Source organism: Roseateles sp. FW305-36, from assembly GCF_058787015.1.
On sequence record NZ_JBYSZK010000001.1, the window covers coordinates 479,658 to 504,978 of the forward strand.

The window sequence follows — 25,321 nt, forward strand, 5'->3', positions numbered from 1 at the left end:
CCGTAGACTGGTCCGGCCATGGCCTTCACGACGCTCATCCCCGCCTTCAAGCCCGCCTACCTCGGCGAACTGCTGCGCGCCCTGCAGGCGCAGACGATGCGGCCCGCCCGCGTCATCGTGTCGGACGACAGCCCTGACGGCGCCTTCCTCAGCGCGCTGGCGGCAGCCGCCGTGCAGCCGGTGGTGCAGCAGCTCAACCTCAGCGTCGTGCCGGGCCCCAAGCGTGGCGGCTGGGCCAACTGCCAGCAGCTGTTGACGCTCTACGGCGGCGCGACCTCGCACTTCCATCTGCTGATGGATGACGACATTCCCTACCCGAGCTTCTACGCCCGCCATGCCGAGGCGCATGCGATGAGCGCCAGCGGTTGCGTCGTCAGCCGGCGCTGGTATGCCAACGAGGCCGGGCTGCCGCTGGCCAGCTTGCCCGTGCCGGCGGCCGTGGATGCGATGCCGCAGCGCTTGCTGAGCCTGCCCGCCGCCATCCTGTTTGAGCAGATCGTCGGCACCACCAACAACTGGCTGGGCGAGCTGTCCAACACCACCTTTGCCGCCGACCGCCTGGAGGCCATGCGCCAGCCGGAGATAGCCGGCGTGAAGATCCATGGCCTGGAGGACGTCGGCACCATGCTGATGTGTTCCGAGCGTGCGCCGCTGGCCTTCATCAACGAGCACCTGGGCTTCTTCCGCACCAGCGCCGGCCAGAACTCGCAGCAGCCCCTGGGACGCGTGTTCAAGCTGGGTGTGTTGTGCTGGATCGCCTTCGCGCTGGCCGCCTGGCGCGCCGGCCACATCAGCGAGGCGCTGGCGCGCGCCTCCATCGCCCACTCCGCCGACGTCGTGCGCAACCGTTATGCCGCCGAGGCCGACATCCAGCCCTTCATCGCACTGCTGCCGGCCCTGGTGGAGGGTGGAACGGCCGACGATGCCTTCATCGCCCTCTGGCACGAATTCGGAGCCACCCGTTGAGCACCATCGACCTGGTCTGCGCCACCCGGCTCAGCGCCGAGGAGTTCTGGGGCAAGGCTGCCCTGGGCCTGTCGCTGCGCCGCATGGCCCATGACGACCGGCTGAAGCCGCGCGTCTTCTTCGAGAACCGCCGCGGCCTGCCGGCTCTGTACAACGAGCGCATCGCCGCGCCGGACGCCTCGCCGGTGCTGGCCTTCATCCACGACGACGTCTGGCTGGACGACTACTTCTTCTTCGAGCATGCGATGGCGGGTCTGCACGCCTTCGACGTCATCGGTGTCGCCGGCAACAAGCGCCGCGCGCCCATGCAGCCTTCCTGGGCCTTTCCGACCACGAAATTCGAATGGGACGAGCGCGCCAACCTCAGCGGCATCGTCTCGCACGGCGCCGGTCCTTTCGGCCAGATCTCGGCCTTCGGTCCGGTGCCGGCCCCTTGCGAGCTGCTCGACGGCGTGCTGCTGCTGGCCAGGCGCGATCAACTGCGCGCCCAGCAGCTGGGCTTCGACGAGCGCTTCGACTTCCATTTCTACGACATGGACTTCTGCCGCAGCGCGCGCGCCGCCGGCCTGCGCCTGGCTACCTGGCCGATTGCCATCACCCACCAGAGCGAGGGTGGCTTCGGATCGAACGGCTGGATCGAGAATTACAAGAAGTACATCGCCAAGTGGGGTGACTAGCGTCGCTGGCCCGACCAGCTCACCTCGTTGAGGAAGCTGACGTCCAGCCTGGCCGGCGACTGCGAGCGGTCGAGCAGGAAGACGCTGTCGCCCCGCGCCTGCAGGATCTTGCCCATGGCCAGGGTCAGCGGCACCTCGACCACCGGCAGCCGCGGGTAGTCGGACGAGATCCGCACCAGGTTCTTGGCTATGCGCGTGACCGTCAGCGTCACGCCGCTGCGCGACGATCCCTTGGAATCGGAGATCACGTCGCCGCTGTAGCTCCCTTCGGCGGCGTCACCGAGGTCGGGCTTGCGCTTGGGCTCCTCGGCCGCGGCGGCGCCCAGCACCCAGGGGGCGGTGAGGGCGGCGGCGGCGAGACGCAGGACATCGGATCGGCGCAGGGACATGGCGGTCTCCATCGGGATTGAGGGCCAGATGCTAGACCGCTCAACCACCCCTGGCCCCAGGCACGACGCCTCTTGCGCGCAGCTCCTGCATGATGGCCGCGACGAATCTGTCGGCGGCCGCCTCGGCATGCGCCGGGCTCGCGGTGCTCGACAGGGCCGTGGTCTGCGAATACACCGACCACTCGTAGTTGTCGCTGGCCGCGTCGATCACGTCCCACTTCACGTTCAGCACCGTGCCCTGCGCCGCCTTCAGGGTTTCGTGCGGATACACGATCAGGCGATGCGTGGTGCCGAAGGCGATCTCCCGGCCGAGGTTCTCCCAGATGGTCCGCCTGGGGACGACGAAGGTGGAGCTTGCGTAGGTGTGGTTCTTGAGGTTGGCCTGCACGGACTTGCCGTAGGACGTTTCCCCGAACCAGAGCTGCTCGCTGGGGATGCCGCTCTGGCGCAGTGCGTCGGCCAGCCTGGAGCCGGCGGCCCGGCGAAACGCGCTCGAGCTGCTGTCGGGTCTCGCGTCGATGAAGAAGTAGATGTAGAGCCTGGAGACCGGGTGTTCGCCGGCGTAGGCGGGACCGCTGGACAGAATCCTTGAGGTCGAGGGGGCGGCGGCCGGCACCGCCGAGGGCGGCGGGCCGGCGCAGCCGGCAAGGGCCAGCGCCAGGGCGGCTCCGCTCAGGGTGGCTGCGCGGCGAAGGGTGGGAAGCTTGGGCATCGGGGGCGTAGCCTAAGCCAAGCCCTGCTGACGGATCAGCTCCAGCCCCTGGCGGTAGGTCGTCACCCGGAAGTCCGGGAAGTGGCGCTTGAACTTGGTGGCGTCGAAGAGGTTGTCCTGCTCGTAGCGGGGCAGCAGTTCGTGCAGCTCGCGCACCTGCCGGGAAACCAGGCCCGCGGCGGTCAGCGTCCATTTGCCCAGGACCTTGTAGGCGGGCGCCACGCCGAAGACTTCCGCTGCCAGGGCGATGAACTGCCTGTAGGTCAGGCGGTCGTCGTCGCAGGGCAGATGCCAGCTCTGGCCGAAGGCGTCCGGGGCATTGCCGAGGGTGGCCAATGCGCGGCTGGCGTCGGGTGTCCAGATCAGGCTGCGCCGTGTGTCGTCGCGCACCGGCACGCGCGGCGTCTTGCCGGCCTTGATGGCGTCGATGACCAGCGTGTTCGTGATGCTCTGGGTCTTGCCCGGGCCGTAGAACTCCGGCGCGCGGCCGATGAGGACGGGGATGTCGCCGCGCGCCATTTCCTGCATCACGGCCGTGGCCATGGCCGCGCGCACCCGGCCCTTGCGACCGACGGGCTGGAAGGGTGCGTCCTCGGTCAGCAGGCGCGCGTCCTGCGGGTACATATAGGTGTTGTCGAAGTAGACGAAGCGCGCCCCCGCGGCGCGGCTGGCCTCGAGGGCGTTCTTCAGCATCACCGGGAACTGGGCCTCCCACAGCGCCGTGTCGGGCGGCAGGCCGGCGGTGAAGTAGACGACGTCGCTGCCCTGGACTGCCCGCTTCGCCTGCCCGGCGTCAAGCAGGTCGGCCGACGCCAGCGTGTCGGTCGCGTTGACCTGGGCTGGCTTGCGACTGACGAGGCGCAGTTCGTCGGTGTGGCTGCGCTTGAGCTCGCGGGCCAGTTCGATGGCGATCTGGCCGGTGGCTCCGAGGATGGTTTGCATGAGCGTCCCTGCGGTTGGTGCCCAACTCTAGGCCGGCTGGCGCAGGATCTTGTCCATGGCCTTGCCCTTGGCGAGTTCGTCGATGAGCTTGTCCAGCTGGCGCAGCTTCTGCATCAGCGGGTCCTCGATGGCCTCCACGCGGACGCCGCAGACCACGCCCTGCGGACATAGAGCGGGTAGACCTGGGCGACAGGCGTGCCGAAGATGCGGTGACTGGCCATGGTCGCGCCTCCTAGAAGCGCTGCACGCCGCGGCGCGGAATCTGCGAGGACATCACGATGGACGAGCGCGTCTCGCCGTACTGGTTGATGCCGGCCAGGAACTGCTCCAGGTCTTGCATGTCCTTGGCCACGACGGTGAAGAGGCAGGAGTCGGCGCCGGTCACATGCAGGCATTCCAGCACCTGCGGCTTGGCGCGCAGCACCTCGATGAACTTCTGCTTGTAGGGGTGCTGGGTGGTGATGGCGACGACGGCCTTGATGACATAGCCCAGGGCCTCGGGCGCGATGTCGGCGTGGTAGCCGCGGATGAGGCCGGCGGCCTCCATCTTCCTGATGCGCTCGGCGGTCGCGGGCAGGGACAGCTCGGCGATCTCGGCCAGCGTCTTCAGCGAGGCACGGGCATCTTGCTGGAGGGCGGAGAGGAGGCGCCAGGATTTCTCATCGACGATGCTCATGGCCGATGTCTCCTGAATATTTAAGGCGATATGAAGAGTTTGCCTGATTAAATCTATTCATCGCCGGTGCCGGCCTGCCTAGACTTTTGGCATGGAAACTTCAACGCTCGCCGTCCTCTTCAAGTCGGCCCTGATCGGCCTGTCGATCGCCGCGCCCGTCGGGCCCATCGGCCTGCTGTGCATCCAGCGCACGCTGGATCATGGCCCGCGGGTCGGCCTGGCGACGGGCCTGGGCGCGGCGGCGGCGGATGCGCTGTATGGCGCCATCGGTGCCTTCGGCGTGACGGCCGTCATCGCGCTGCTGACCGAGGCGCGCACCTTCCTCGCCGTCGGTGGTGCGCTCTTCCTGCTGTGGCTGGCCTGGGGCGCCTGGCATCAGGGCGAGGCCAAGCAGGCCGCGGCGGTGCAGGGCGGCTTCCGGGGCTGGCATGCCTTCGGTGGCACCTTCCTGCTGACGATGTCCAACCCCGCCACCATCCTGTCCTTCATTGCGGTGTTTTCATCGCTGGCCGCGGGCATGGCGACGCTGTCGCCGGCCTGGATGATTGCCGGCGTCTTCGTCGGCTCGGCGGCCTGGTGGCTGGTGCTGGTAGGCCTGGTGGGGTGCATGCGCGAGCGCCTGCAGCCCCGGCATCTGCGCTGGATACGCCGCGGCTCGGCGCTGCTGCTGGCCGGCTTTGCGGCCTACCAGCTCGCGACGCTGGCCTAGAACCACTCCACCGGCAGGGCCAGGCCCACGCCCTTGAGCAGGCCGGCCCGCGCGGCCTTCAGCTCGGGCGTCGGCGCCGGCCAGCGGCGGTAGACGTGCAGGAAGTCCAGCACGACGGTGGTGTTGTTGGACGACTCCTGCTGGCCGCGGCGGGCGCCGGGGTTCACATAGTCCTTGTGCATGACCGCGCCACCGCCGGCGATGTGGCGGGGCTGGGCGCGCGAGCAGACGCCGAGCAGCCAGTCCCAGTCTTCCTGCGAAGCCAGATGGGCGTCGAACGTGAGGCCCTGCAGCAGGCTGCGGCGGTAGGCCAGGCAGTGCAGGGGAATGAAGTTCTTGACCCACAGCGTGTTGACGTCGGCGCCGTGCAGCGGCGTGGTCTGGCGGCCCAGTTCGGGGATGCCCGGCTGCTGGCGGTCCTCGGTCACGACGGTGATGTCGGTGAACAGCAGCTGTGCATCCGGGCGTTCGCAATGCGGCTTCAAGGCGGCCAGGTGATGCGGCTCGAAGGTGTCGTCGTCGTCCAGGAAGATGACCCATTCGCCGCGCGCCATGGCCAGGCCCTGGTTGCGGCTCTCGGCCGGGCCATTCGGGCCGGTGCGCTTGAGGAAGCTGTCGGTGGGCCTAAGGTCGCGGGCGACGACGGCGGCCGTCTCGGCGTCCAGCGCATCGGCCACCAGCAGGATCTCGAAGTCCGCGCAGGTCTGGGCGCGCAGCGAGTGAATAGCCCGCGCCAGTGTGGCCGGCCGTTTGTGCGTGGCCATCACGATCGAGAAGAAGGGCTGCATCGCGAGCGCGGACTCAGGCCTTGCGGCGGGCGATGGCCAGCAGCGAGATGTTGTTGAAGAACCAGATGCCCTGCAGGTCCAGCGTCGTGTATTTGTGGATGACGTTGGCCAGGGTGTAGGGCGTGTACCAGCAGTTGTGATCGGGGTGCACGACCTCGACGAAGGTCTCGCCCTCGGTCTGGTAGTCGAAGTGGCGGCTGAAGCAGCTGTAGGCGTCGGGCACGGTGATGACGTATTCCTTGGCACCGACGCGGTCGAGCTGCTCCAGGAAGCCCTTCACGTCGGGCACATGTTCCAGCACCTCGGGCACCAGCACCAGGTCGTAGGCATCCTTCACCTCGTCCCAGGACGAGAACAGCCGGCCCTTCAGATGCGGCAGCATGTGGGGGAAGGCCTCGTCGTGGATGTCGAAGCCGTCGAGCTGGCAGATCGGATCCAGCTGCAAGTGCAGGGAGCGGTTCAGGTCGGTGATGGGCCAGTCGACGCAGCCCACGTGCAGCACGCGCTTGCCGCGGCACATCTCCTGCAGCACCTGCACGCGCGGGTGGCCCATCAGGTTGCGGCTGACCGGGATGCGGTGCACGAAGTAGGGCGCGTGGGCGCGCTCCAGGGCCGACACCGGCGGCAGGCCTTCGGGCTGGCACAGGGCCGGCTTGGGACCGCGCTCGGTTTCGGGGGACGTCGTCGTCTGGCTCATGCCACGCTCCGTGTGTGCAGCTCGTCGTAGTTCCGGCGCGTGCTGCCCCATTCCTGGTCGGCGAACACGGGACCCTTGCCGCTGTAGCGGATGCCGGAGTAGTGCTGGGGAATGAAGAAGTGGCTGGGCCAGACCGTCAGGTTGATGTAGTTGTACTTGCGGTGGGCCTCGGTCAGGTAGAGCGGGCCGACGCTCTGCCAGGCCATGCGGTCGATGACGGTGGGCTTTTCCTTCAGGTCCAGGATGAGCTGGCGGAAGAAGGGGTTCTGGGCCTCGGAGGCGACATAGCCGGCGGCGATCAGGCCGGGGCGGATGATCTCGTTCTCCCAGCAGGCGCAGGCCTCGCAGTCGAACAACCAGGGCTCGAGAGGGCGGCGGCAGATGCTGTCGGCGTCGACGACGAAGCCGCCTTCGCGGAACAGGATCTCCCAGCGCATGATGTCGGCCACGCCGTTGAGCTCGCGGCCCGACATGGCGCGGATGTGGTCGGCGTTGTACCAGCCATAGGACATCAGTTCGGCATTGCCCCAGATCTTGAGCTCCCAGTCGGGGTTGTGGACCCGCCAGGTGTTGATGCAGTTGTCCGGCCGTTTGGATTCATCGCCGACCCAGATGATGTGCAGGGTCTTAGGGATCATGGTGCTCTCCTGAGCCTATCCGACGCAGTATCCGGCCGCGGCCCGGCGTCGCTAGCCCGGAACTGAGGCCCATTGTTTGCCCTTTTGCCCTCTGGGTGGGCGATGGGCCTCGCCTATGCTCAGGCCCAGCATCATGACCGCCAGGCTTTTCGTCGCCATCGGCAGCTCGCATCTCTTCGGGCTGATCGACCGTTACATCGCGCCCGTGTCGTCGGCCAAGTACCGCTCGGTCTGGTCGACGGGCGTGCCCTTCCGCGAGCCCATCGAGCTGGACGCGCCGGCCGGCTGGCGCGGCGAGCATGTGCTCTACAACACGCCGGTGGCCGGGCCGCCGCCGATGCTGAAGGCCGATGTGCTCTACATCCCCGAGGTGCTGACCGGCGTGCTGGCCCACATCCCCCCCGAGACCGACGTCATCTTCTCGCTGCTGCGCGGCCAGGAGTTCGCCATCGCGGCCCTCGTGGACGATCCCTCGCATGCCGACTTCCTCGGCGACGACGGCCAGATGGAGGCGGGCCGGCGCTGGATGTCGCGCGCCGACGCCCTGGCCTGGGTGCGCCAGATCGCCGAGCCGCTGTGGACGACGCATCTGGCCCTGCGCCAGCAGTTCCCGCGCGCCCGCATCGTGCATGTGCCGGCGCCGCCCCCGGTGGAGTCGCACGCGCACATCGAGGCCAATCCCGAAGCCTTTGGGGCGCTGTTCGCCGTCCACGGCATCAAGCCGTTCGCGATGCGCCAGCGCATCTACCAGCTGATGTACGCCGACCTCAACCAGCGCCTGGCCCAGGTGGGTATCACCAGCCTGGCGCCGCCGGCCGGCGCGCTGACCGAGAACGGTGGCCTCAAGGCCGAGTTCGCGCGCGGCTGCCTGCATGGCAACGAGCTCTATGCCGAATTGCTGGCGCAACAGATCAGGGAGGTGCTGAGCCATGTCCCATCCGTATGAGGGCATGCCGCCCCAGGCCTTCTGGCGCAAGAGCGTCAGCGCCCAGGCCTGGGCCCAGCTCGACTTCAAGCCTCTATCCAAGTTCAAGCTGACTCCGTCGCTGAAGATCGCGACGGCCGGCTCCTGCTTTGCCCAGCACATGGCCAGGCGGCTGGAGAGCTTCGGCCTCAGCCACTGGGTGGTCGAGCAGGCGCCCGCCGGCCTCACGCCCGAGCGGGCGCGCGAGCTGCAGTACGGCGTGTTCTCGGCCCGCTATGCCAATGTCTACACGGTGCGCCAGTTGCGCCAGCTGGTCGAGTTCGCCTTCGGCCTGCGCCCGGGCGAGAGCCCGGTGCTGACCGAGAAGGACCGCTTCTTCGACGGCCTGCGCCCGCGCATCCAGGCGGGTGGTTACGACAGCCTGGCCGACCTGCGCGCCGACCGCGCCTGGCATCTGGCCCAGGTCAGGCGGTTGTTCACCGAATGCGACGTCTTCGTCTTCACGCTGGGCCTGACCGAGGCCTGGGTGGAGCAGGACAGCGGCATCGTCTTCCCGGTCTGCCCGGGCACGGCGGCCGGCGAGTTCGATGCCGGGCGCCATGGCTTCGTCAACTTCGACTACCCGGAGATCCTGGCCGACCTGGAATGGGTGCGCCAGTTTGTTGCCGGCGTGAACCCCGGCATGCGCTGGATCGTCACGGTCTCGCCGGTGCCGCTGGTGGCCACGGCGACGGCGCATCCCGTCATCGTCGCGTCCAGCTATTCCAAGGCCGTGCTGCGCGCGGTGGCGGGCCGTTTCGCCGACTCGCACGAGGGCGTCGAATACTTCCCGTCCTTCGAGATCATCTCGTCGGCCCAGAGCTTCGGCCAATACCTCGAAGGCGATCTGCGCGAGGTCTCGCCGCGCGGCGTCGACCATGTGATGCGCCAGTTCTCGGCGGCCTTCGTCGAGGGGGGCGAGCGGGTCGCCGTGGCCGCATCCAGCATCGCCGCCCAGGCCGCCGCGGCGGCCCAGGTCGAGTGCGAGGAACTGCTGAACGACAGGCCCTAGACCAGTCGCGGCAGCCACATCCCCATGGCGGCGCCGAAGACGCCGGCGGCCGTGGCCAGGCTCAACAGCACCAGGGTGACGGCCAGCGCCATGGCGCGGCCGCGTGCGCGCAGATAGAGCTCCAGCACGGCCAGCGGCAGCAGGAACTGCGCAAAGCTCAGGGCATAGACGAAAGGACCGGTGAAGGTCTTGGGGTCGAAGCCCACCGGCGCCTGCCAGATCATCAGCCACAGCATCAGGCCGACGCGGAAGAACCAGACGCCGTTGACGGCCATGAACAGGCGCAGCGCCTAGCGCCGGTGCTCGGCAAAGCGGCGTGCCCTGGCGTCGCGCCAGGCCAGCCCGGCAAAGGCGAGGATGAAGAGTCCGTTGAGGCTGATGGCGACATGCATCGCCAAGCCGCCGACCGTGCCCTTGACCCAGACCAGATAGAAGCCGCTGGCGGTGCCCAGCACGGGGCCCACCATGAAGACCCGGCCGAGGTTGCGGTGCAGGGCCGGCGCGGCGCGGCGCAGCGGCGGGATGAGTTGCAGCACACCGATGGCCGTCATCAGCAGGGCGAAGACGAGGTGGACGCTGAGCAATCCATTGCCCAGCCAGTCGCCCGCCACCCAGCGTGATTCGCCCGGCGGCCCGCCGAGGGCGGCGCGGCCATAGCTGATGCCGATATAGCTGGCGAAGATGGCCAGGCCGGTGGCGGCGACGAGAAACCAGAGCCCGGCTGCGGTGGCGACCGGGCGGCTGGGGCGGGCGACAGTGTCCATGGAAGCTTCCTGAGGCTTGGAACGGCGCGGATTCTTCGCAGCGTTGCAGGCACGGTCGTCAACAGGTCGATGGACTGCAGTGCGGCCCTGACGAACTGCAGCGGCGGTCGACAGGCCGAAAGAGAACAGGCCCCGAGGATCACTCCCCGGGGCCTGCGTGGGCCGGCAGCGCGCTACCGGCGTCAGGAGATCGGCTCCCTCAGATCCAGTTGCCGCCGTTGTTGCGACGGTGCTCGTCGTCCTCGGCCAGCTTGCGGTCGATGGCCGCGAGATGGGCGTCGGGGGACGGCTGCGCCGCGGCCGCCTTGGTCAGGTCGACATGCTCGGCGCCGAGCAGCGGGGTGGTCGGCGGTGCCAGCACGTCGTGCAGGCTGACCGTGGCGTCCTTGCCGTCGCTGGTCGACTGCGGCTGCACGTCCTTGCTGAACCAGACGTCGGCCACGTCGTGCTTGCTGCCGTCAGTGCTGGTGTAGCTGGACACCAGGCCGATCAGGTTGCCGTTGTCGCCGCCCGAACCCTTGGCGGCGTTCAGGTCGATGGAGGCGACCCCCACTTCGTCCAGGGTCTTGAGCTCGCCGGCGTCGGTCTTGCCGTCATGGTTGGCGTCGACCCAGACCTTGAGCTCCTTCCAGTTGGCGTCGAGCTTGTCCAGCCTGCCGTCGTGGTTGGTGTCCTGCTCGGCCATGGCGGCATAGCCGTCGCGGGCGTGCTTGCCATTGGCCAGGATGGTGCCCATGCCGAACAGCTCGCTGCCGTTGTTGATGATGCCGTCGTGGTTGCGGTCCATGACCAGCAGGCCATCGCCGCCCGCGATCCAGCCCACCTTGTCGGCGTGGCCGGTACCGACCAGGTCGAAGTTGACGCCCTGGGCGGCGGCCAGCGTGTTGATGCCATGGCCGTCCAGGTCGAGCACGATAGGCGTCTTGGAGAAGTAGGCGTCCAGTTGGGCGCCGGTCATCTCGCTGACGGCCGCGTTGCTCAGTGCATCGAGCTGGGCCATGCTCATCGCGGCGATGTCGCGGGTTTCCAGGCCATGGACCTGGTCGGTCGTGATGGCGGCCATCTGGTCGGTCGTGAGCGCGGCGGCCTGGTCCGTCGTCAGCGCGGTGATCTGGGTCACCTTCAGCGTCTGGAACTGGGCCGTCGTGATGGCGTCGATCTGCGCATTGCTCAGGGCCGCGAAGTTGGCCGTGCTCAGGGCACGCAGGTCGTCGGTCTCCAGCGCCTTCATCTGGTCGGTGCTGAAGGCCATGACCTGGCTGGAGTTCATCACCGAGAACTGCGAGGCCGTGAACGAGTTCAGGTCGTCGGTCGACAGATGGTTGATCTGGCTGGTGGTCAGCACGTTGACGCGGCCACCCAGGCCGGTCAGCTGGTCGGTGGTCAGCGCGGCCAGTTGCGGGTCGGTGAGGGCGCGCAGCGAGGCCGTGGACAGCTTGGCCAGGTCGGCGGCATCGATGGCCATGACCTGGGCCGTGGACAGCGAGGCCACCTGCTCCGTCGTCAACATGGAGATCTGCGCCGAGTCCATCGCCTTCATGTCGCCGGCCGAGAAGCCGTCGAGCTGGCTGGTGGTCAGCGACAACACCTGGGCCGTGGTCAGGGCGGCGACATGGTCGGTCGACAGGGCGGCGAACTGGTCGGAGTCGAAGCCGGCCAGGGCTGCCGTCGTCACCGCACGCAGGTCGGCCGTCTCGAGCTTGCCGACCTGGGCGGTGGTCAGTGCGCCGATCTGGTCGGAGCTGAACGCCGCGAACTGGCCGGTACCGAGGGCGTTGAGGCTGTCGGTGCCGAGGTTGCCCAGCTGGGTGGTCGTCAGCGCCTGGGCCTGGGCGGTCGACAGGTTGGAGAACTGGCCCGTGGTCAGACTGTTCAGGTCGGCCGTGCCCAGGGTGTTGATCTGCGATGTCGTCAGGTTGTTGATCTGCGTGCTGGAGAGGGCACGCAGTTGGTCGCTGGTGAAGGCGTCGAGCTGGTCGGACGACAGGTTGCGCAGGGCCGCCGTGGACAGCGACTTGATGTCTGCCGTCTCGATGGCAGCGATCTGGGCGGTGCTCAGCACGTCGGCCTGGACCGAGGTGAGCGCGGCGATCTGCGTCGATGTCAGGGCCACCATGTCGGCCGTGCCCAGGCCCTGGATCTGCGTCGTGCCCAGGGCGCCGATCTGCGTTGCCGTCATGGAGCCGACGGCGTCGCTGGCCAGCGACGCGACCTGGTCGGAGCTGAGCGCGTTCAGCGCGGCGGTGGACACCGCGCGCAGGTCGGCGGTCTCCAGCTTGCCGAGCTGGGCCGTCGTCAGCGCACCGAACTGGCTGGAGTTCAGCGCTGCGAACTGGGCCGTGCCCAGGGCGTTGAGGTTGTCCGTCGCCAGGTTGGCGAGCTGGGTGTTGTTCAGCGCCTGGACCTGGGTGGACGACAGATTGCCGAACTGGCCGCTGGTGAGGCTGTTCAGGTCGGCCGTGCCCAGGGTGTTGATCTGGCTCGTGGTCAGGCCGTTGATCTGGGTGCTGGACAGGGCACGCAGCTGGTCGCTGGTGAAGGCGTCGAGCTGGTCGGAGGACAGGTTGCGCAGCGCACCGGTGGACAGCGACTTGATGTCGGCCGTCTCGATGGCGGCGATCTGGGCCGTCGACAGCGTGCCGGCCTGGGTCGAGCCGATGGCGGCGACCTGGGTCGAGGTCAGGGCGACCATGTCAGCGGTACTCAGGCCCTTGATCTGGGCCGTGCCCAGCGAACCCACCTGCGCCGTCGTCAGCGTGCCGACGGCGTCGCTGGCCAGGGCGCCGATCTGGTCGGAGCTCAGCGCGTTCAGGGCCGCCGTCGTCACGCCGCGCAGGTCGGCGGTTTCGAGCTTGGCGATCTGTCCGGTGGTCAGGGCGCCGAACTGCGAGGACGACAGCACGGCGAACTGCGTCGAGTTCATCGCGTTGAGACTGTCGGTCGCCAGGTTGGCGATCTGGGTGTTGGTCAGGGCCTGGACCTGGGCCGTGGACAGGTTGGCGACCTGGCTGCTCGTCAGCGAATTCAGGCTGGCGGTGGACAGGTTGGCGAACTGCGGGCTGGTGCTCAGCGCATTCAGCTGGGCCGAGGACAGGGCGCGCAGCTGGTCACTGCTCAGGGCGCCGAGCTGGTCGGTCGACAGGTTGCGCAGGGCCGCCGTGGACAGCGACTTCATGTCGGCCGTCTCGATGGCAGCCAACTGGGCCGTGGACAGGCTGGCCGACTGCGTCGAGCTGATGGCGGCGATCTGGCCTGAGGTCAGGGCCACCATGTCGGCCGTGCTCAGACCCTGGATCTGGGCCGTGCCGAGGCTGGCGACCTGGGCCGTGGTCATGGCGCCGACGGCGTCGCTGGCCAGGGCGGCGATCTGGGCCGAGGTCAGGCCGTTGAGGGCCGCCGTCGTGACGGCGCGCAGGTCGGCGGTCTCGAGCTTGCCGAGCTGGCTGGTGGTCAGGGCGCCGAACTGGCTGGAGCTCAGGGCGCCGAACTGGCCGGTGCCCAGGGCATTCAGGTTGTCCGTCGACAGATTGCCCAGCTGGGTGTTGCTCAGCGCCTGGACCTGACCCGTGGACAGGTTGGCGAACTGGCCGCTGCTGAGGCTGTTCAGGTCGGCCGTGCCCAGGGTGTTGACCTGGACCGTGGTCAGACTGTTGATCTGGCCGCTGGACAGGGCGCGCAGCTGGTCGCTGGTGAAGGCGTCGAGCTGGTCGGACGACAGATTGCGCAGGGCACCTGTCGTCAGCGACTTGATGTCGGCGGTCTCGACGGCAGCGATCTGGGCCGTGGACAGCGAACCCGCCTGGGCGGAGTTCAGGGCAGCGACCTGGGCCGAGGTCAGGGCGACCATGTCACCCGTGGTCAGACCCTTGATCTGGTCGGTGCCCAGCGACCCGACCTGGGCTGTGGTCATGGAGCCGACGGCGTCGCTGGCGAGGGCGCCGATCTGGGCCGAGGTCAGGCCGTTGAGGGCCGCCGTCGTGACGCCGCGCAGGTCGGCGGTCTCGAGCTTGCCGAGCTGGCCGGTGGTCAGCGCGCCGAACTGGCTGGACGTCAGCACGGCGAACTGCGTCGAGTTCATCGCGTTGAGGCTGTCGGTGGCCAGGTTGGCGATCTGGGTGTTGGTCAGCGCCTGGACCTGGGCCGTCGACAGATTGGCAATCTGGCCGGTCGTCAGCGAGTTCAGGTCGGAGGTCGACAGGTTGGTGAACTGCGGGCTGGTGCTCAGCGCATTCAGCTGGGCCGAGGACAGGGCGCGCAACTGGTCGCTGGTGAGGGCGTCCAGTTGATCGGTCGACAGATTGCGCAGGGCCGCCGTCGACATGGCCTTGATGTCGGCGGTCTCGATGGCGGCGATCTGGGCCGTCGACAGGCCGGTCACCTGGGTCGAGGTCATGGCACCGACCTGGGCCGAGGTCAGGGCGACCATGTCACCCGTCGTCAGGCCCTTGATCTGGCTGGAACCCAGCGAGGCGATCTGGGCCGTGGTCATGGAACCGACGGCATCGCTGGCCAGGGAACCGATCTGGTCGGAGGACAGGCCACCCAGCGCCGCGGTGGTCACGGCACGCAGGTCAGCGGTTTCCAGCTTGCCGAGCTGGGCGGTGGTCAGCGCGCCGAACTGGCTGGAGCTGAGGGCCGCGAACTGGCTGCTGCCCAGGGCATTGAGGTTGTCGGTCGCGAGGTTGGCGAGCTGGGTGTTGTTCAGCGCCTGGACTTGGGCCGACGACAGATTGCCGAACTGGCTGCTGGTCAGGCTGTTCAGGTCGGCCGTGCCCAGGGTATTGACCTGGGACGTGGTCAGCGAGTTGACCTGGCTGCTGGACAGGGCACGCAGCTGGTCGCTGGTGAAGGCGTCGAGCTGGTCGGAGGACAGATTGCGCAGGGCACCGGTCGTCAGCGACTTGATGTCGGCCGTCTCGACGGCGGCGATCTGGGCCGTGGACAGGGCCGCGGCCTGGGTCGAGTTGATGGCGGCGACCTGGGCCGAGGTCAAGGCGACCATGTCACCCGTGGTCAGGCCCTTGACCTGGTTGGCCGTGAGCGAGGCGACCTGGGCCGTGCTCATCGAACCCACGGCATCGCTGGCCAGGGCGCCGACCTGGTCGGACGACAGGCCACCCAGTGCGGCCGTCGTGACGGCGCGCAGGTCGGCCGTCTCGAGCTTGGCCAGCTGGCCGGTGCTCAAGCCGCTGAACTGGCCGGAGCTGAGGGTCGCGAACTGCGCGGTGCCCAGGGCGTTCAGGTTGTCGGTCGACAGATGGCCGAGCTGGTCGGAGGTCAGGGCGTGGACCTGCGCCGTCGACAGATTGGCGATCTGGCCGGTCGTCAGCGAGTTCAGGTCGCCGGTCGACAGCGTGGACAACTGCGGGCTGGTCGTCAGCGCATTGAGCTGGGTCGAGCTCAGGGCGCGCAGCTGGTCGCTGGTCAGGGCGTCGAGCTGGTCGGTGGACAGGTTGCGCAGGGCGCCGGTGGAGATGGCCTTGATGTCGGCCGTCTCGATGGCGGCCAGCTGGGCCGTGGACAGCACGCCGGCTTGGGTGGAACTCAGGGCGGCGACCTGGGCCGAGGTCAGGGCGACCATGTCACCCGTGGTCAGACCCTTGATCTGGTCGGTACCCAGCGCGGCGATCTGGGCCGTGCTCAGCGAGCCGACGGCGTCGCTGGCCAGGGCGGCGATCTGGGCCGAGGTCAGGCCGTTGAGGGCCGCCGTCGTGACGCCGCGCAGGTCGGCAGTCTCGAGCTTGCCGAGCTGGGCGGTGGTCAGGGCGCCGAACTGGCTGGAGTTCAGCGCCGCGAACTGGGCCGAGCCCATGGCGTTGAGGTTGTCGGTCGACAGGTTGGCGAGCTGGCTGTTGGTCAAGGCCTGGACCTGGGCCGTCGACAGCGTCGCCATCTGACCGGTGGTCAGCACGTTCAGGTCGGTCGTCGTCAGGTTGTTCACCTGCGGGCTGGTCGTCAGCGCATTGAGCTGGGTCGAGCTCAGGGCGCGCAACTGGTCGCTGGTCAGGGCGTCGAGCTGATCGGTGGACAGATTGCGCAGGGCGCCAGTGGAGATGGACTTGACGTCGGCGGTCTCGATGGCGGCGATCTGGGCCGTGGACAGCACGGCAGCCTGGGTCGAGTTGATGGCGCCGATCTGGCCCGACGTCAGGGCGACCATGTCACCGGTGGTCAGGCCCTTGACCTGGTCGGTGCCGAGCGACCCGACCTGGGCCGTGGTCATGGAACCGACGGCATCGCTGGCCAGGGCGCCGATCTGGGCGGAGGACAGGCCGTTGAGGGCCGCCGTCGTGACGGCACGCAGGTCAGCGGTTTCCAGATGGCCGAGCTGACCGGTGGTCAGCGCACCGAACTGGCTGGAGTTCAACGCCGCGAACTGGCTGGTGCCCAAGGCGTTGAGGTTGTCGGTCGCGAGGTTGGCGAGCTGGGTATTCGTCAGCGCCTGGACCTGGCCCGAGGACAGGTTGGAGAACTGGCTGCTGGTCAGGCTGTTCAGGTCGGCCGTGCCGAGCGTGTTCACCTGGCCGGTCGTCAGCGAGTTGATCTGGCCGCTGGACAGGGCACGCAGCTGGTCGCTGGTGAAGGCGTCGAGCTGGTCGGAGGACAGATTGCGCAGGGCACCGGTCGCGATGGACTTGATGTCGGCCGTCTCGATGGCGGCGATCTGGGCCGTTGACAGCGTACCGGCCTGGGTCGAGTTGATGGCGGCGACCTGGGCCGAGGTCAGGGCGACCATGTCACCCGTGGTCAGGCCCTTGATCTGGTTGGCGCCCAGGGAGGCGACCTGGGCCGTGGTCAGCGTGCCGACGGCGTCGCTGGCCAGGGCACCCATCTGGTCGGAGCTCAGCGCGTTCAGGGCGGCCGTCGTCACGCCGCGCAGGTCGGCGGTTTCCAGATGGCCGAGTTGGGCGGTGGTCAGGGCGCCGAACTGGCTGGACGACAGGGCCGCGAACTGGGCCGAGCTCAGGGCGTTGAGGTTGTCGGTCGACAGGTTGGCGAGCTGGGTATTCGTCAGCGCCTGGACCTGGGCCGTCGACAGCGTCGCCATCTGGCCGGTCGTCAGCGCATTCAGGTCGCCCGTGGCGAGGTTGATCAGCTGCGGGTTGGTCGTCAGCGCGTTGAGCTGGGTGGAGCTCAGCGCACGCAGCTGGTCGCTGGTCAGGGCGTCCAGTTGATCCGACGACAGGTTGCGCAGGGCCCCCGTCGAGATGGACTTGACGTCGGCCGTCTCGATGGCCGCGATCTGGGCGGTGGACAGCACACCCGCCTGAGTCGAGTTGATGGCGCCGATCTGGCCCGACGTCAGGGCGACCATGTCACCGGTGGTCAGGCCCTTGACCTGGTCGGTGCCGAGCGACCCGACCTGGGCCGTGGTCATGGAACCGACGGCATCGCTGGCCAGGGCGCCGATCTGGGCGGAGGACAGGCCGTTGAGGGCCGCCGTCGTGACGGCGCGCAGGTCGGCCGTTTCCAGATGGCCGAGCTGACCGGTGGTCAGCGCACCGAACTGGCTGGAGTTCAGCGCCGCGAACTGGCTGGTGCCCAAGGCGTTGAGGTTGTCGGTCGCGAGGTTGGCGAGCTGGGTATTCGTCAGCGCCTGGACCTGGGCCGTGGACAGGTTGGCGAACTGGCTGCTGGTGAGGCTGTTCAGGTCGGCCGTGCCCAGGGTGTTGATCTGGCTGGTGGTCAGCGAGTTGATCTGGCTGCTGCTCAGGGCGCGCAGCTGGTCGCTGGTGAAGGCGTCCAGCTGATCGGACGATAGATTGCGCAATGCGCCCGTGGTGATGGACTTGATGTCTGCCGTCTCGATGGCAGCGATCTGGGCGGTCGACAGGCCGGCGGCCTGGGTCGAGGTCAGCGACGCGACCTGGGCCGAGGTCAAGGCGACCATGTCACCCGTGGTCAGACCCTTGATCTGGCTGGCGCCCAAAGAAGCGACCTGCGCCGTCGTCATGGAACCGACGGCATCGCTGGCCAGGGAACCGACCTGGTCGGAGGACAGGCCACCGAGAGCGGCGGTCGTGACGGCACGCAGGTCGGCCGTTTCCAGATGGCCGAGTTGGCCGGTGGTCAGCGCACCGAACTGGCTGGAGTTCAGCGCCGCGAACTGGCTGGTGCCCAGGGCGTTGAGGTTGTCGGTCGCCAGGTTGGCGAGCTGGGTATTCGTCAGCGCCTGGACCTGGCCCGAGGACAGGTTGGCGAACTGGCTGCTGATCAGGCTGTTCAGGTCGGCCGTGCCCAGGGTGTTGATCTGGCTGGTGGTCAGCGAGTTGATCTGGCTGCTGCTCAGGGCGCGCAGCTGGTCGCTGGTGAAGGCGTCCAGCTGATCGGACGACAGATTGCGCAATGCGCCCGTGGTGATGGACTTGATGTCTGCCGTCTCGATGGCGGCGATCTGGGCGGTGGACAGGCTGGCGGCCTGGGTCGAGTTGAGCGCGGCGATCTGTGCCGAGGTCAGGGCGACCATGTCGGCGGTGCCGAGGCCGTCGATCTGGGTGATGCCCAGCGAGGCCACCTGGGCCGTCGTCAGCGAGCCGACGGCGTCGCTGGCCAGGGCGCCGATCTGGTCGGAGGACAGGCCGTTGAGGGCCGCCGTCGTGACGGCGCGCAGGTCAGCGGTTTCGAGGTGGCCCAGTTGGCCGGTCGTCAGCGCGCCGAACTGGCTGGAGCTCAGCGCCGCGAATTGCGCGGTGCCCAGGGCATTGAGGTTGTCGGTCGCCAGGTTGGCGAGCTGGGTGTTGGTCAGGGCCTGGGCCTGGCCGGTGGACAGGTTGGCGAACTGGCTGCTGGTCAGGCTGTTGAGGTCGGCGGTGCCCAGGGTGTTGATCTGGCTGGTCGTCAGCGAGTTGACCTGGCTGCTGGAGAGCGCCCGCAGCTGGTCGCTGGTGAAGGCATCGAGCTGGTCGGACGACAGATTGCGCAGGGCACCGGTCGTGATGGACTTGATGTCGCCGGTTTCGATGGCGGCAATCTGGGCCGTGGACAGCGTGCCGGCCTGGGTCGAGGTCAGCGAGCCGACCTGGGCCGAGGTCAGAGCGACCATGTCGCCCGTCGTCAGGCCCTTGACCTGGTTGGCGGTCAGCGAGGCGATCTGGGTCGTGCTCATCGAGCCGACGGCGTCGCTGGCGAGCGCGCCAACCTGGTCGGAGGACAGGCCGCCGAGGGCGGCGGTGGTCACCGCACGCAGGTCAGCCGTCTCGAGCTTGCCCAGCTGGGCGGTGGTCAAGGCGCCGAACTGAGACGACGACAGCGCCGCGAACTGGGCGGTGCCCAGGGCGTTGAGGTTGTCGGTGGCGAGGTTGGCGAGCTGGGTGTTGGTCAGGGCCTGGACCTGGCCCGTGGACAGGTTGGCGAACTGGCTGCTGGTCAGGCTGTTCAGATCGGCCGTGCCCAGGGTGTTGACCTGGGCGGTCGTCAGCGAATTGACCTGGCCGCTGCTCAGGGCGCGGAGCTGATCGCTGGTGAAGGCGTCCAGTTGGTCGGAGGACAGATTGCGCAGGGCGCCGGTCGTGATCGACTTGATGTCGGCGGTCTCGATGGCCGCGATCTGGGCGGTCGACAGGCCTGCGGCCTGCGTCGAGGTCAGCGAGCCGACCTGGGAAGAGGTCAGGGCGACCATGTCGCCGGTCGTCAGGCCCCTGATCTGGGCCGTGCCCAGGGAAGCGACTTGCGCGGTCGTCATCGAGCCGACGGCGTCGCTGGCCAGGGCAGCGATCTGGTCCGAGGACAGGCCGCCCAGCGCAGCGGTGGTGACCGCACGCAGGTCGGCGGTTTCGAGCTTGCCGAGCTGACCCGTCGTCAGCGCGCCGAACTGGCCGGAATTCAGGGCGGCGAACTGGCCGCTGCTCAGCGCATTGAGGCTGTCGGTGGCGAGCTGGCTGAGCTGCGAGGCGCTGAGCGCGCCAATCTGCGTCGTGGTCAGCTTGTTGATCTGATCGCTGGCCAGCAGGTTCAGCGTGTCGGTGTACAGGGCATTGATCTGGGCGGTGCTCAGTGACGTGATCTGCGCGCTGGTGAAGGCGCGCAACTGGTCACTTGTCATCTGCTCGATCTGCAGATTGCTGAGCCCGCGCAGTGCCGCGGTGGAAATCGCCTTGATGTCGCCGACGTCGATGGCCTGGAGCTGATTGCCGTTGAGCTGCGTGAGCTGCGCGCTGTTGAGGGCCGCGAACTGGGCGCTGCCCATGGCGGCCATGTCGGCCGTTCCCAGGGCAGGAATCAGCGAGGTCGAGATCGATGCGATCTGGGCCGTAGACATGCCGGCGACCGCGTCGCTGGCCAGGGCCTGGAACTGGGCGGTGCTCAATGCATTCAGGGCGGCGGTCGAGACCGCCCTCACATCGGCAGTTTCCAGATGGCCGAGCTGGCCGGTCGTCAGCGCGCCGAACTGGCTGGAACTCAGGGCCGCGAACTGGGCGGTGCCCAGGGCGTTGAGATTGTCCGTCGCGAGGTTGGCGAGCTGCGTGTTGGTCAGCGCCTGGACTTGGGCCGTGGACAGGTTGGCGAACTGGCTGCTGGTCAGGCTGTTCAGGTCAGCCGTGCCGAGGGTGTTGATCTGGCTGGTCGTCAGCGAGTTGACCTGGCCGCTGCTCAGGGCGCGCAGCTGGTCGCTGGTGAAGGCGTCCAGTTGATCGGAGGACAGGTTGCGCAGGGCGCCGGTCGTCAGCGACTTGATGTCGCCGGTTTCGACGGCCGCGATCTGGGCCGTGGACAGGCCCGCGGCCTGCGTGGACGTGATGGCGCCCACCTGGGCCGAGGTCAGGGCCACCATGTCGCCGGTCGTCAGGCCCTTGATCTGGCTGTTGCCCAGCGAAGCCACCTGGGCCGTGGACATCGAGCCCACGGCATCGCTGGCCAGGGCGCCGATCTGGTCGGAGGACAGGCTTCCCAAGGCGGCCGTGGTGACGGCGCGCAGGTCGGCGGTTTCGAGGTGGCCGAGCTGGCCGGTGGTCAGGGCGCCGAACTGTGAGGACGACAGGGCCGCGAACTGGGCGGTGCCCAGGGCGTTCAGGTTGTCGGTACCGAGATTGCCGAGCTGGGTATTGGTCAGGGCCTGGACCTGGGCCGTCGACAGCGTGGCCATCTGGCCGGTGGTCAACACGTTCAGGTCAGCCGTGGACAGGTTGACGAACTGCGGGCTGGTGCTCAGTGCATTGAGCTGGGCCGAGGACAGGGCACGCAGCTGGTCGCTGGTCAGGGCGTCCAGCTGGTCGGTGGAGAAGTTGCGCAGGGCGGCCGTGGACAGCGACTTGATGTCGCCGGTCTCGATGGCTGCAATCTGGGCGGTGGAGAGGCTGGCCACCTGGGTCGAGGTCAGCGCGCCGACCTGGGCTGAGGTCAGGGCAACCATGTCGCCCGTGGTCAGGCCCTTGATCTGGTTGGCGCCCAGGGAGGCCACCTGGGCCGTGCTCATCGAGCCGACGGCGTCGCTGGCGAGGGCGCCGACCTGGTCGGAGCTCAGCGCATTGAGGGCGGCCGTGGTGACGGCGCGCAGGTCGGCGGTTTCAAGCTTGCCGAGCTGGCTGGTCGTCAGGGCGCCGAATTGCGACGACGACAGCGCCGCGAACTGGGCCGTGCCCAGGGCGTTGAGGTTGTCCGTCGCCAGGTTGGCGAGCTGGGTGTTGCTGAGGGCCTGGGCCTGGCCCGTGGACAGGGTGGCGAACTGGCCGGTGCTCAGGCTGTTCAGGTCGGCCGTGCCCAGGGTGTTGACCTGGGCGGTCGTCAGCGAGTTGATCTGGCCGCTGGACAGGGCGCGCAGCTGGTCGCTGGTGAAGGCGTCGAGCTGGTCGGACGACAGGTTGCGCAGGGCGCCCGTCGTCAGCGACTTGATGTCGGCGGTCTCGACGGCGGCGATCTGGCCCGTGGACAGGGCTGCGGCCTGGGTGGAGCCGATGGCGGCGACCTGGGCCGAGGTCAGGGCGACCATGTCGCCGGTGGTCAGGCCCTTGACCTGGTTGGCGGTCAGCGAGGCCACCTGGCCGGTGCTCATCGAACCCACGGCATCACTGGCCAGCGCACCCACCTGGTCGGACGAGAGGCCGCCGAGAGCCGCGGTGGTCACGGCGCGCAGGTCGGCCGTTTCCAGATGGCCGAGCTGGCCCGTGGTCAGGGCGCCGAACTGGCTGGACGACAGGGCCGCGAACTGGCTGGTGCCCAGGGCGTTGAGGTTGTCGGTGGCGAGGTTGGCGAGCTGGGTATTGGTCAGCGCCTGGACCTGGCCCGTGGACAGGTTGGCGAACTGGCTGCTGGTGAGGCTGTTCAGATCGGCCGTGCCCAGGGTGTTGATCTGAGACGTGGTCAGCGAGTTGACCTGGCTGCTGGAGAGGGCGCGCAGCTGGTCGCTGGTGAAGGCGTCCAGCTGATCGGACGACAGATTGCGCAGGGCGCCCGTCGTCAGCGACTTGATGTCGCCGGTTTCGATGGCGGCAATCTGGGCGGTCGACAGGCTGGCGGCCTGGGTCGAGGTCAGGGCGGCGACCTGGGCCGAGGTCAGCGCGACCATGTCGCCCGTCGTCAAGCCGTCGATCTGGTTGGCACTGAGCGAGGCGACCTGGGCCGTGCTCATCGAACCGACGGCGTCACTGGCCAGCGCGCCGACCTGGTCGGAAGACAGACCGCCGAGAGCGGCGGTGGTCACGGCACGCAGGTCGGCCGTCTCGAGCTTGCCCAACTGGCCCGTGGTGAGCGCACCGAACTGCGAGGATGACAGCGCCGCGAATTGCGCGGTGCCCAGGGCATTGAGGTTGTCGGTCGCCAGGTTGGCGAGCTGGGTGTTGGTCAGGGCCTGGGCCTGGCCGGTGGACAGGTTGGCGAACTGGCTGCTGGTCAGGCTGTTGAGGTCGGCGGTGCCCAGGGTGTTGATCTGGCTGGTCGTCAGCGAGTTGATCTGGCCGCTGGACAGGGCGCGCAGCTGGTCGCTGGTGAAGGCGTCGAGCTGGTCGGAGGACAGATTGCGCAGGGCGCCGGTCGTGATCGACTTGATGTCGCCGGTTTCGATGGCGGCAATCTGGGCCGTGGACAGCGTGCCGGCCTGGGTGGAGGTCAGCGAGCCGACCTGGGCCGAGGTCAGGGCGACCATGTCGCCCGTCGTCAGGCCCTTGACCTGGTTGGCGGTCAGCGAGGCGACCTGGGCCGTGCTCATCGAGCCGACGGCGTCGCTGGCGAGCGCGCCAACCTGGTCGGAGGACAGGCCGCCGAGGGCGGCGGTGGTCACCGCGCGCAAGTCAGCCGTCTCGAGCTTGCCCAGTTGGGCGGTGGTCAAGGCGCCGAACTGAGACGACGACAGCGCCGCGAACTGAGCGCTGCCCAGGGCGTTGAGGTTGTCGGTCGCGAGGTTGGCGAGCTGGGTGTTGGTCAGGGCCTGCACCTGGCCCGTGGACAGGTTGGCGAACTGGCTGCTGGTGAGGCTGTTCAGATCGGCCGTGCCCAGGGTGTTGATCTGGGCGGTGGTCAGCGAGTTGACCTGGCTGCTGGACAGGGCGCGGAGCTGATCGCTGGTGAAGGCGTCCAACTGGTCGGACGACAGGTTGCGCAGGGCACCGGTCGTCAGCGACTTGATGTCGGCGGTCTCGATGGCCGCGATCTGGGCGGTGGACAGGCCTGCGGCCTGCGTCGAGGTCAGCGAGCCGACCTGGGCCGAGGTCAGGGCGACCATGTCGCCCGTGGTCAGGCCCTTGACCTGGTTGGCGGTCAGCGAGGCCACCTGGGCCGTGGTCATGGAACCGACGGCATCACTGGCCAGGGCGCCGACCTGGTCGGACGACAGGCCGCCGAGAGCCGCGGTGGTCACGGCACGCAGGTCAGCTGTCTCGAGCTTGCCCAACTGGCCGGTGGTCAGCGCGCCGAACTGGCTGGACGACAGGACGCCGAACTGGGCCGAGCCCAAGGCGTTGAGGTTGTCGGTCGCGAGATTGGCGAGCTGGGTGTTGGTCAGGGCCTGGGCTTGGGCCGTGGACAGGTTGGCGAACTGGCTGCTCGTCAGGCTGTTCAGGTCGGCCGTGCCCAGGGTGTTGATCTGGGCGGTCGTCAGCGAATTGACCTGGCCGCTGGACAGGGCGCGCAGCTGGTCGCTGGTGAAGGCGTCGAGCTGGTCGGACGACAGGTTGCGCAGCGCGCCGGTCGTCAGCGACTTGATGTCGGCGGTTTCGACGGCCGCGATCTGGGCCGTGGACAGCGCCGCGGCCTGGGTGGAGCTGATCGCAGCGACCTGGGCCGAGGTCAGGGCGACCATGTCGCCCGTGGTCAGGCCCTTGACCTGGTTGGCGGTCAGCGAGGCCACCTGGGCCGTGGTCATCGAACCGACGGCGTCGCTGGCCAGCGCGCCGACCTGGTCGGACGACAGGCCGCCGAGAGCGGCGGTGGTCACCGCGCGCAGGTCGGCCGTCTCGAGCTTGCCGAGCTGGCCCGTGGTCAGGCCACCGAGCTGGGTGGAGGACAGCACGGCGAACTGGCCGGTGCCCAGGGCGTTGAGGTTGTCGGTGGCCAGGTTGCCGAGCTGGGTGGCCGTCAGGGCCTGGGCCTGGGCCGTCGACAGGTTGGCGAACTGGCTGCTGGTCAGGCTGTTCAGGTCGGCCGTGCCCAGGGTGTTGATCTGGCTGGTGGTCAGCGAATTGACCTGCCCGCTCGAGAGCGCACGCAGCTGGTCGCTGGTGAAGGCATCCAGCTGGGTGGACGACAGATTGCGCAGCGCTGCGGTGGTGATGGACTGGATGTCGCCCGTCTCGATGGCGGCGAGCTGGGCCGTCGAGAGCTTGCCCAGCTGGTTGGAACTCAGGGCGCCGATCTGGGCGGTGGTCAGCGCCACCATGTCGGCGCTGCTCAGGCCCTGGATCTGGACGGTGGACAGGGTCGCGATCTGGCCGGTGCTGAGGGCCTGGACCTGGTCGGTCTTCAGGGCGCCGATCTGGTCGGAGCTGAAACCGGGAATGGCGCTGGTGGCGATGGCCCGCAGGTCCTCGGTCTGGAAGGCGCGGATCTGGTCGCTCTTCAGGACCGCCAGGCTGCTGGACAGGATGACCGAGGCCTGCAGGGTGGTCAGCGCGATCAGCTGGTCAGTGCTGAGGGCGGCGTAATCCTCCGTGGTCCAACCCCGGATCGTCGTCGTGGACAACGTCGGGATGACAGAGACCGGAATGCTGGGGATGACGGTTGACATGTTTTCTCACCTGTACTGATGGCCGCCCTGTCTTGCGACGGGGCGGCCCTGGGCCATCTCTAGCCCGCCTCCGGAACCGGAGACGTTGTCCTGATCTGAGCCTGTGCTCCGGCGCGTCGAGCGGTCAGCCCGACGTGTCCGAGGCACTAAAAAAAATCCGAAGTCCGGGGCCCATCCGACACGGCCGCGACCGGGCAGGCCCGAGCGGAGCGCCGTGACGGAGGAGGCCCGTG

16 protein-coding genes are annotated in these 25,321 nt (G+C 68.4%); 5 read left to right on the forward strand and 11 right to left on the reverse strand.

Going from position 1 to position 25,321, the window contains the following annotated elements:
- Positions 1 to 18 precede the first annotated feature (18 nt).
- Together AC3WOE_RS02260 and AC3WOE_RS02265 are read left to right on the forward strand one after the other, a co-directional pair.
- Entirely contained in the window at positions 19 to 966 is a 948-nt protein-coding gene (locus AC3WOE_RS02260; RefSeq protein ID WP_492687930.1) for a glycosyltransferase family A protein, read from the forward strand.
- Positions 963 to 1,643 (forward strand): hypothetical protein, encoded by a 681-nt coding sequence (locus tag AC3WOE_RS02265; RefSeq protein ID WP_492687932.1) that lies wholly within the window; start codon positions 963 to 965, stop codon positions 1,641 to 1,643. Before AC3WOE_RS02260 ends, AC3WOE_RS02265 begins: the two co-directional genes overlap by 4 nt.
- On the opposite strand, the gene AC3WOE_RS02270 is transcribed toward AC3WOE_RS02265, so the two are convergent.
- From AC3WOE_RS02270 to AC3WOE_RS02290, 5 genes are all read right to left on the reverse strand, one after another.
- Positions 1,640 to 2,032 (reverse strand): hypothetical protein, encoded by a 393-nt coding sequence (locus tag AC3WOE_RS02270; RefSeq protein WP_492687934.1) that lies wholly within the window; start codon positions 2,030 to 2,032, stop codon positions 1,640 to 1,642. The genes AC3WOE_RS02265 and AC3WOE_RS02270 overlap by 4 nt on opposite strands.
- A gap of 40 nt (positions 2,033 to 2,072) precedes the next feature.
- Positions 2,073 to 2,744 carry a hypothetical protein gene (locus tag AC3WOE_RS02275; protein ID WP_492687936.1) on the reverse strand — a complete coding sequence of 224 codons (672 nt, stop codon included), beginning with the start codon at positions 2,742 to 2,744 and terminating at the stop codon, positions 2,073 to 2,075.
- A gap of 12 nt (positions 2,745 to 2,756) precedes the next feature.
- Positions 2,757 to 3,686, reverse strand: a complete 930-nt coding sequence (locus AC3WOE_RS02280; protein WP_492687938.1) for an NAD-dependent epimerase/dehydratase family protein — start codon at positions 3,684 to 3,686, stop codon at positions 2,757 to 2,759.
- A gap of 27 nt (positions 3,687 to 3,713) precedes the next feature.
- Complete coding sequence (locus AC3WOE_RS02285) at positions 3,714 to 3,842, reverse strand: DUF2200 family protein (RefSeq protein WP_492687940.1); 129 nt, start codon at positions 3,840 to 3,842, stop codon at positions 3,714 to 3,716.
- Between the two features lie 76 nt (positions 3,843 to 3,918).
- Positions 3,919 to 4,362, reverse strand: a complete 444-nt coding sequence (locus AC3WOE_RS02290; protein ID WP_492687941.1) for an Lrp/AsnC family transcriptional regulator — start codon at positions 4,360 to 4,362, stop codon at positions 3,919 to 3,921.
- 91 nt (positions 4,363 to 4,453) lie between these two features.
- Between AC3WOE_RS02290 and AC3WOE_RS02295 the strand changes: the two genes are divergently transcribed.
- Positions 4,454 to 5,071, forward strand: a complete 618-nt coding sequence (locus AC3WOE_RS02295; protein WP_492687943.1) for a LysE family translocator — start codon at positions 4,454 to 4,456, stop codon at positions 5,069 to 5,071.
- On the opposite strand, the gene AC3WOE_RS02300 is transcribed toward AC3WOE_RS02295, so the two are convergent.
- From AC3WOE_RS02300 to AC3WOE_RS02310, 3 genes are read right to left on the reverse strand one after another with little or no spacing between them, the layout of a single operon-like run.
- Entirely contained in the window at positions 5,068 to 5,835 is a 768-nt protein-coding gene (locus AC3WOE_RS02300; RefSeq protein WP_492687944.1) for a glycosyltransferase family 2 protein, read from the reverse strand. The two genes, AC3WOE_RS02295 and AC3WOE_RS02300, sit on opposite strands and share 4 nt — an antisense overlap.
- Positions 5,836 to 5,872: 37 nt before the next feature.
- Entirely contained in the window at positions 5,873 to 6,556 is a 684-nt protein-coding gene (locus AC3WOE_RS02305) for a class I SAM-dependent methyltransferase (RefSeq protein WP_492687945.1), read from the reverse strand.
- Positions 6,553 to 7,194: a glycosyltransferase family 32 protein gene (locus AC3WOE_RS02310; protein WP_492687947.1), complete on the reverse strand. Its 642-nt coding sequence runs from the start codon at positions 7,192 to 7,194 to the stop codon at positions 6,553 to 6,555. Before AC3WOE_RS02310 ends, AC3WOE_RS02305 begins: the two co-directional genes overlap by 4 nt.
- A 133-nt stretch (positions 7,195 to 7,327) precedes the next feature.
- On the opposite strand from AC3WOE_RS02310, the gene AC3WOE_RS02315 reads away from it, so the two are divergent.
- Both AC3WOE_RS02315 and AC3WOE_RS02320 read left to right on the forward strand, forming a co-directional pair.
- Positions 7,328 to 8,140: a hypothetical protein gene (locus AC3WOE_RS02315; RefSeq protein WP_492687949.1), complete on the forward strand. Its 813-nt coding sequence runs from the start codon at positions 7,328 to 7,330 to the stop codon at positions 8,138 to 8,140.
- Positions 8,124 to 9,170 carry a GSCFA domain-containing protein gene (locus AC3WOE_RS02320; RefSeq protein ID WP_492687951.1) on the forward strand — a complete coding sequence of 349 codons (1,047 nt, stop codon included), beginning with the start codon at positions 8,124 to 8,126 and terminating at the stop codon, positions 9,168 to 9,170. The genes AC3WOE_RS02315 and AC3WOE_RS02320 overlap by 17 nt, the downstream gene beginning before the upstream one ends.
- Here the strand turns inward: AC3WOE_RS02320 and AC3WOE_RS02325 are convergent.
- The 3 genes from AC3WOE_RS02325 to AC3WOE_RS02335 form a co-directional block, all read right to left on the reverse strand.
- Positions 9,167 to 9,445 carry a hypothetical protein gene (locus AC3WOE_RS02325; protein ID WP_492687952.1) on the reverse strand — a complete coding sequence of 93 codons (279 nt, stop codon included), beginning with the start codon at positions 9,443 to 9,445 and terminating at the stop codon, positions 9,167 to 9,169. The genes AC3WOE_RS02320 and AC3WOE_RS02325 overlap by 4 nt on opposite strands.
- A 15-nt stretch (positions 9,446 to 9,460) precedes the next feature.
- Positions 9,461 to 9,934, reverse strand: a complete 474-nt coding sequence (locus AC3WOE_RS02330) for a DUF2306 domain-containing protein (RefSeq protein WP_492687954.1) — start codon at positions 9,932 to 9,934, stop codon at positions 9,461 to 9,463.
- A 199-nt stretch (positions 9,935 to 10,133) separates the two neighbouring features.
- On the reverse strand, positions 10,134 to 25,088 hold the full coding sequence (locus tag AC3WOE_RS02335) for an SPM autocatalytic domain-containing protein (protein WP_492687956.1): 14,955 nt from the start codon (positions 25,086 to 25,088) through the stop codon (positions 10,134 to 10,136).
- Positions 25,089 to 25,321 lie beyond the last annotated feature (233 nt).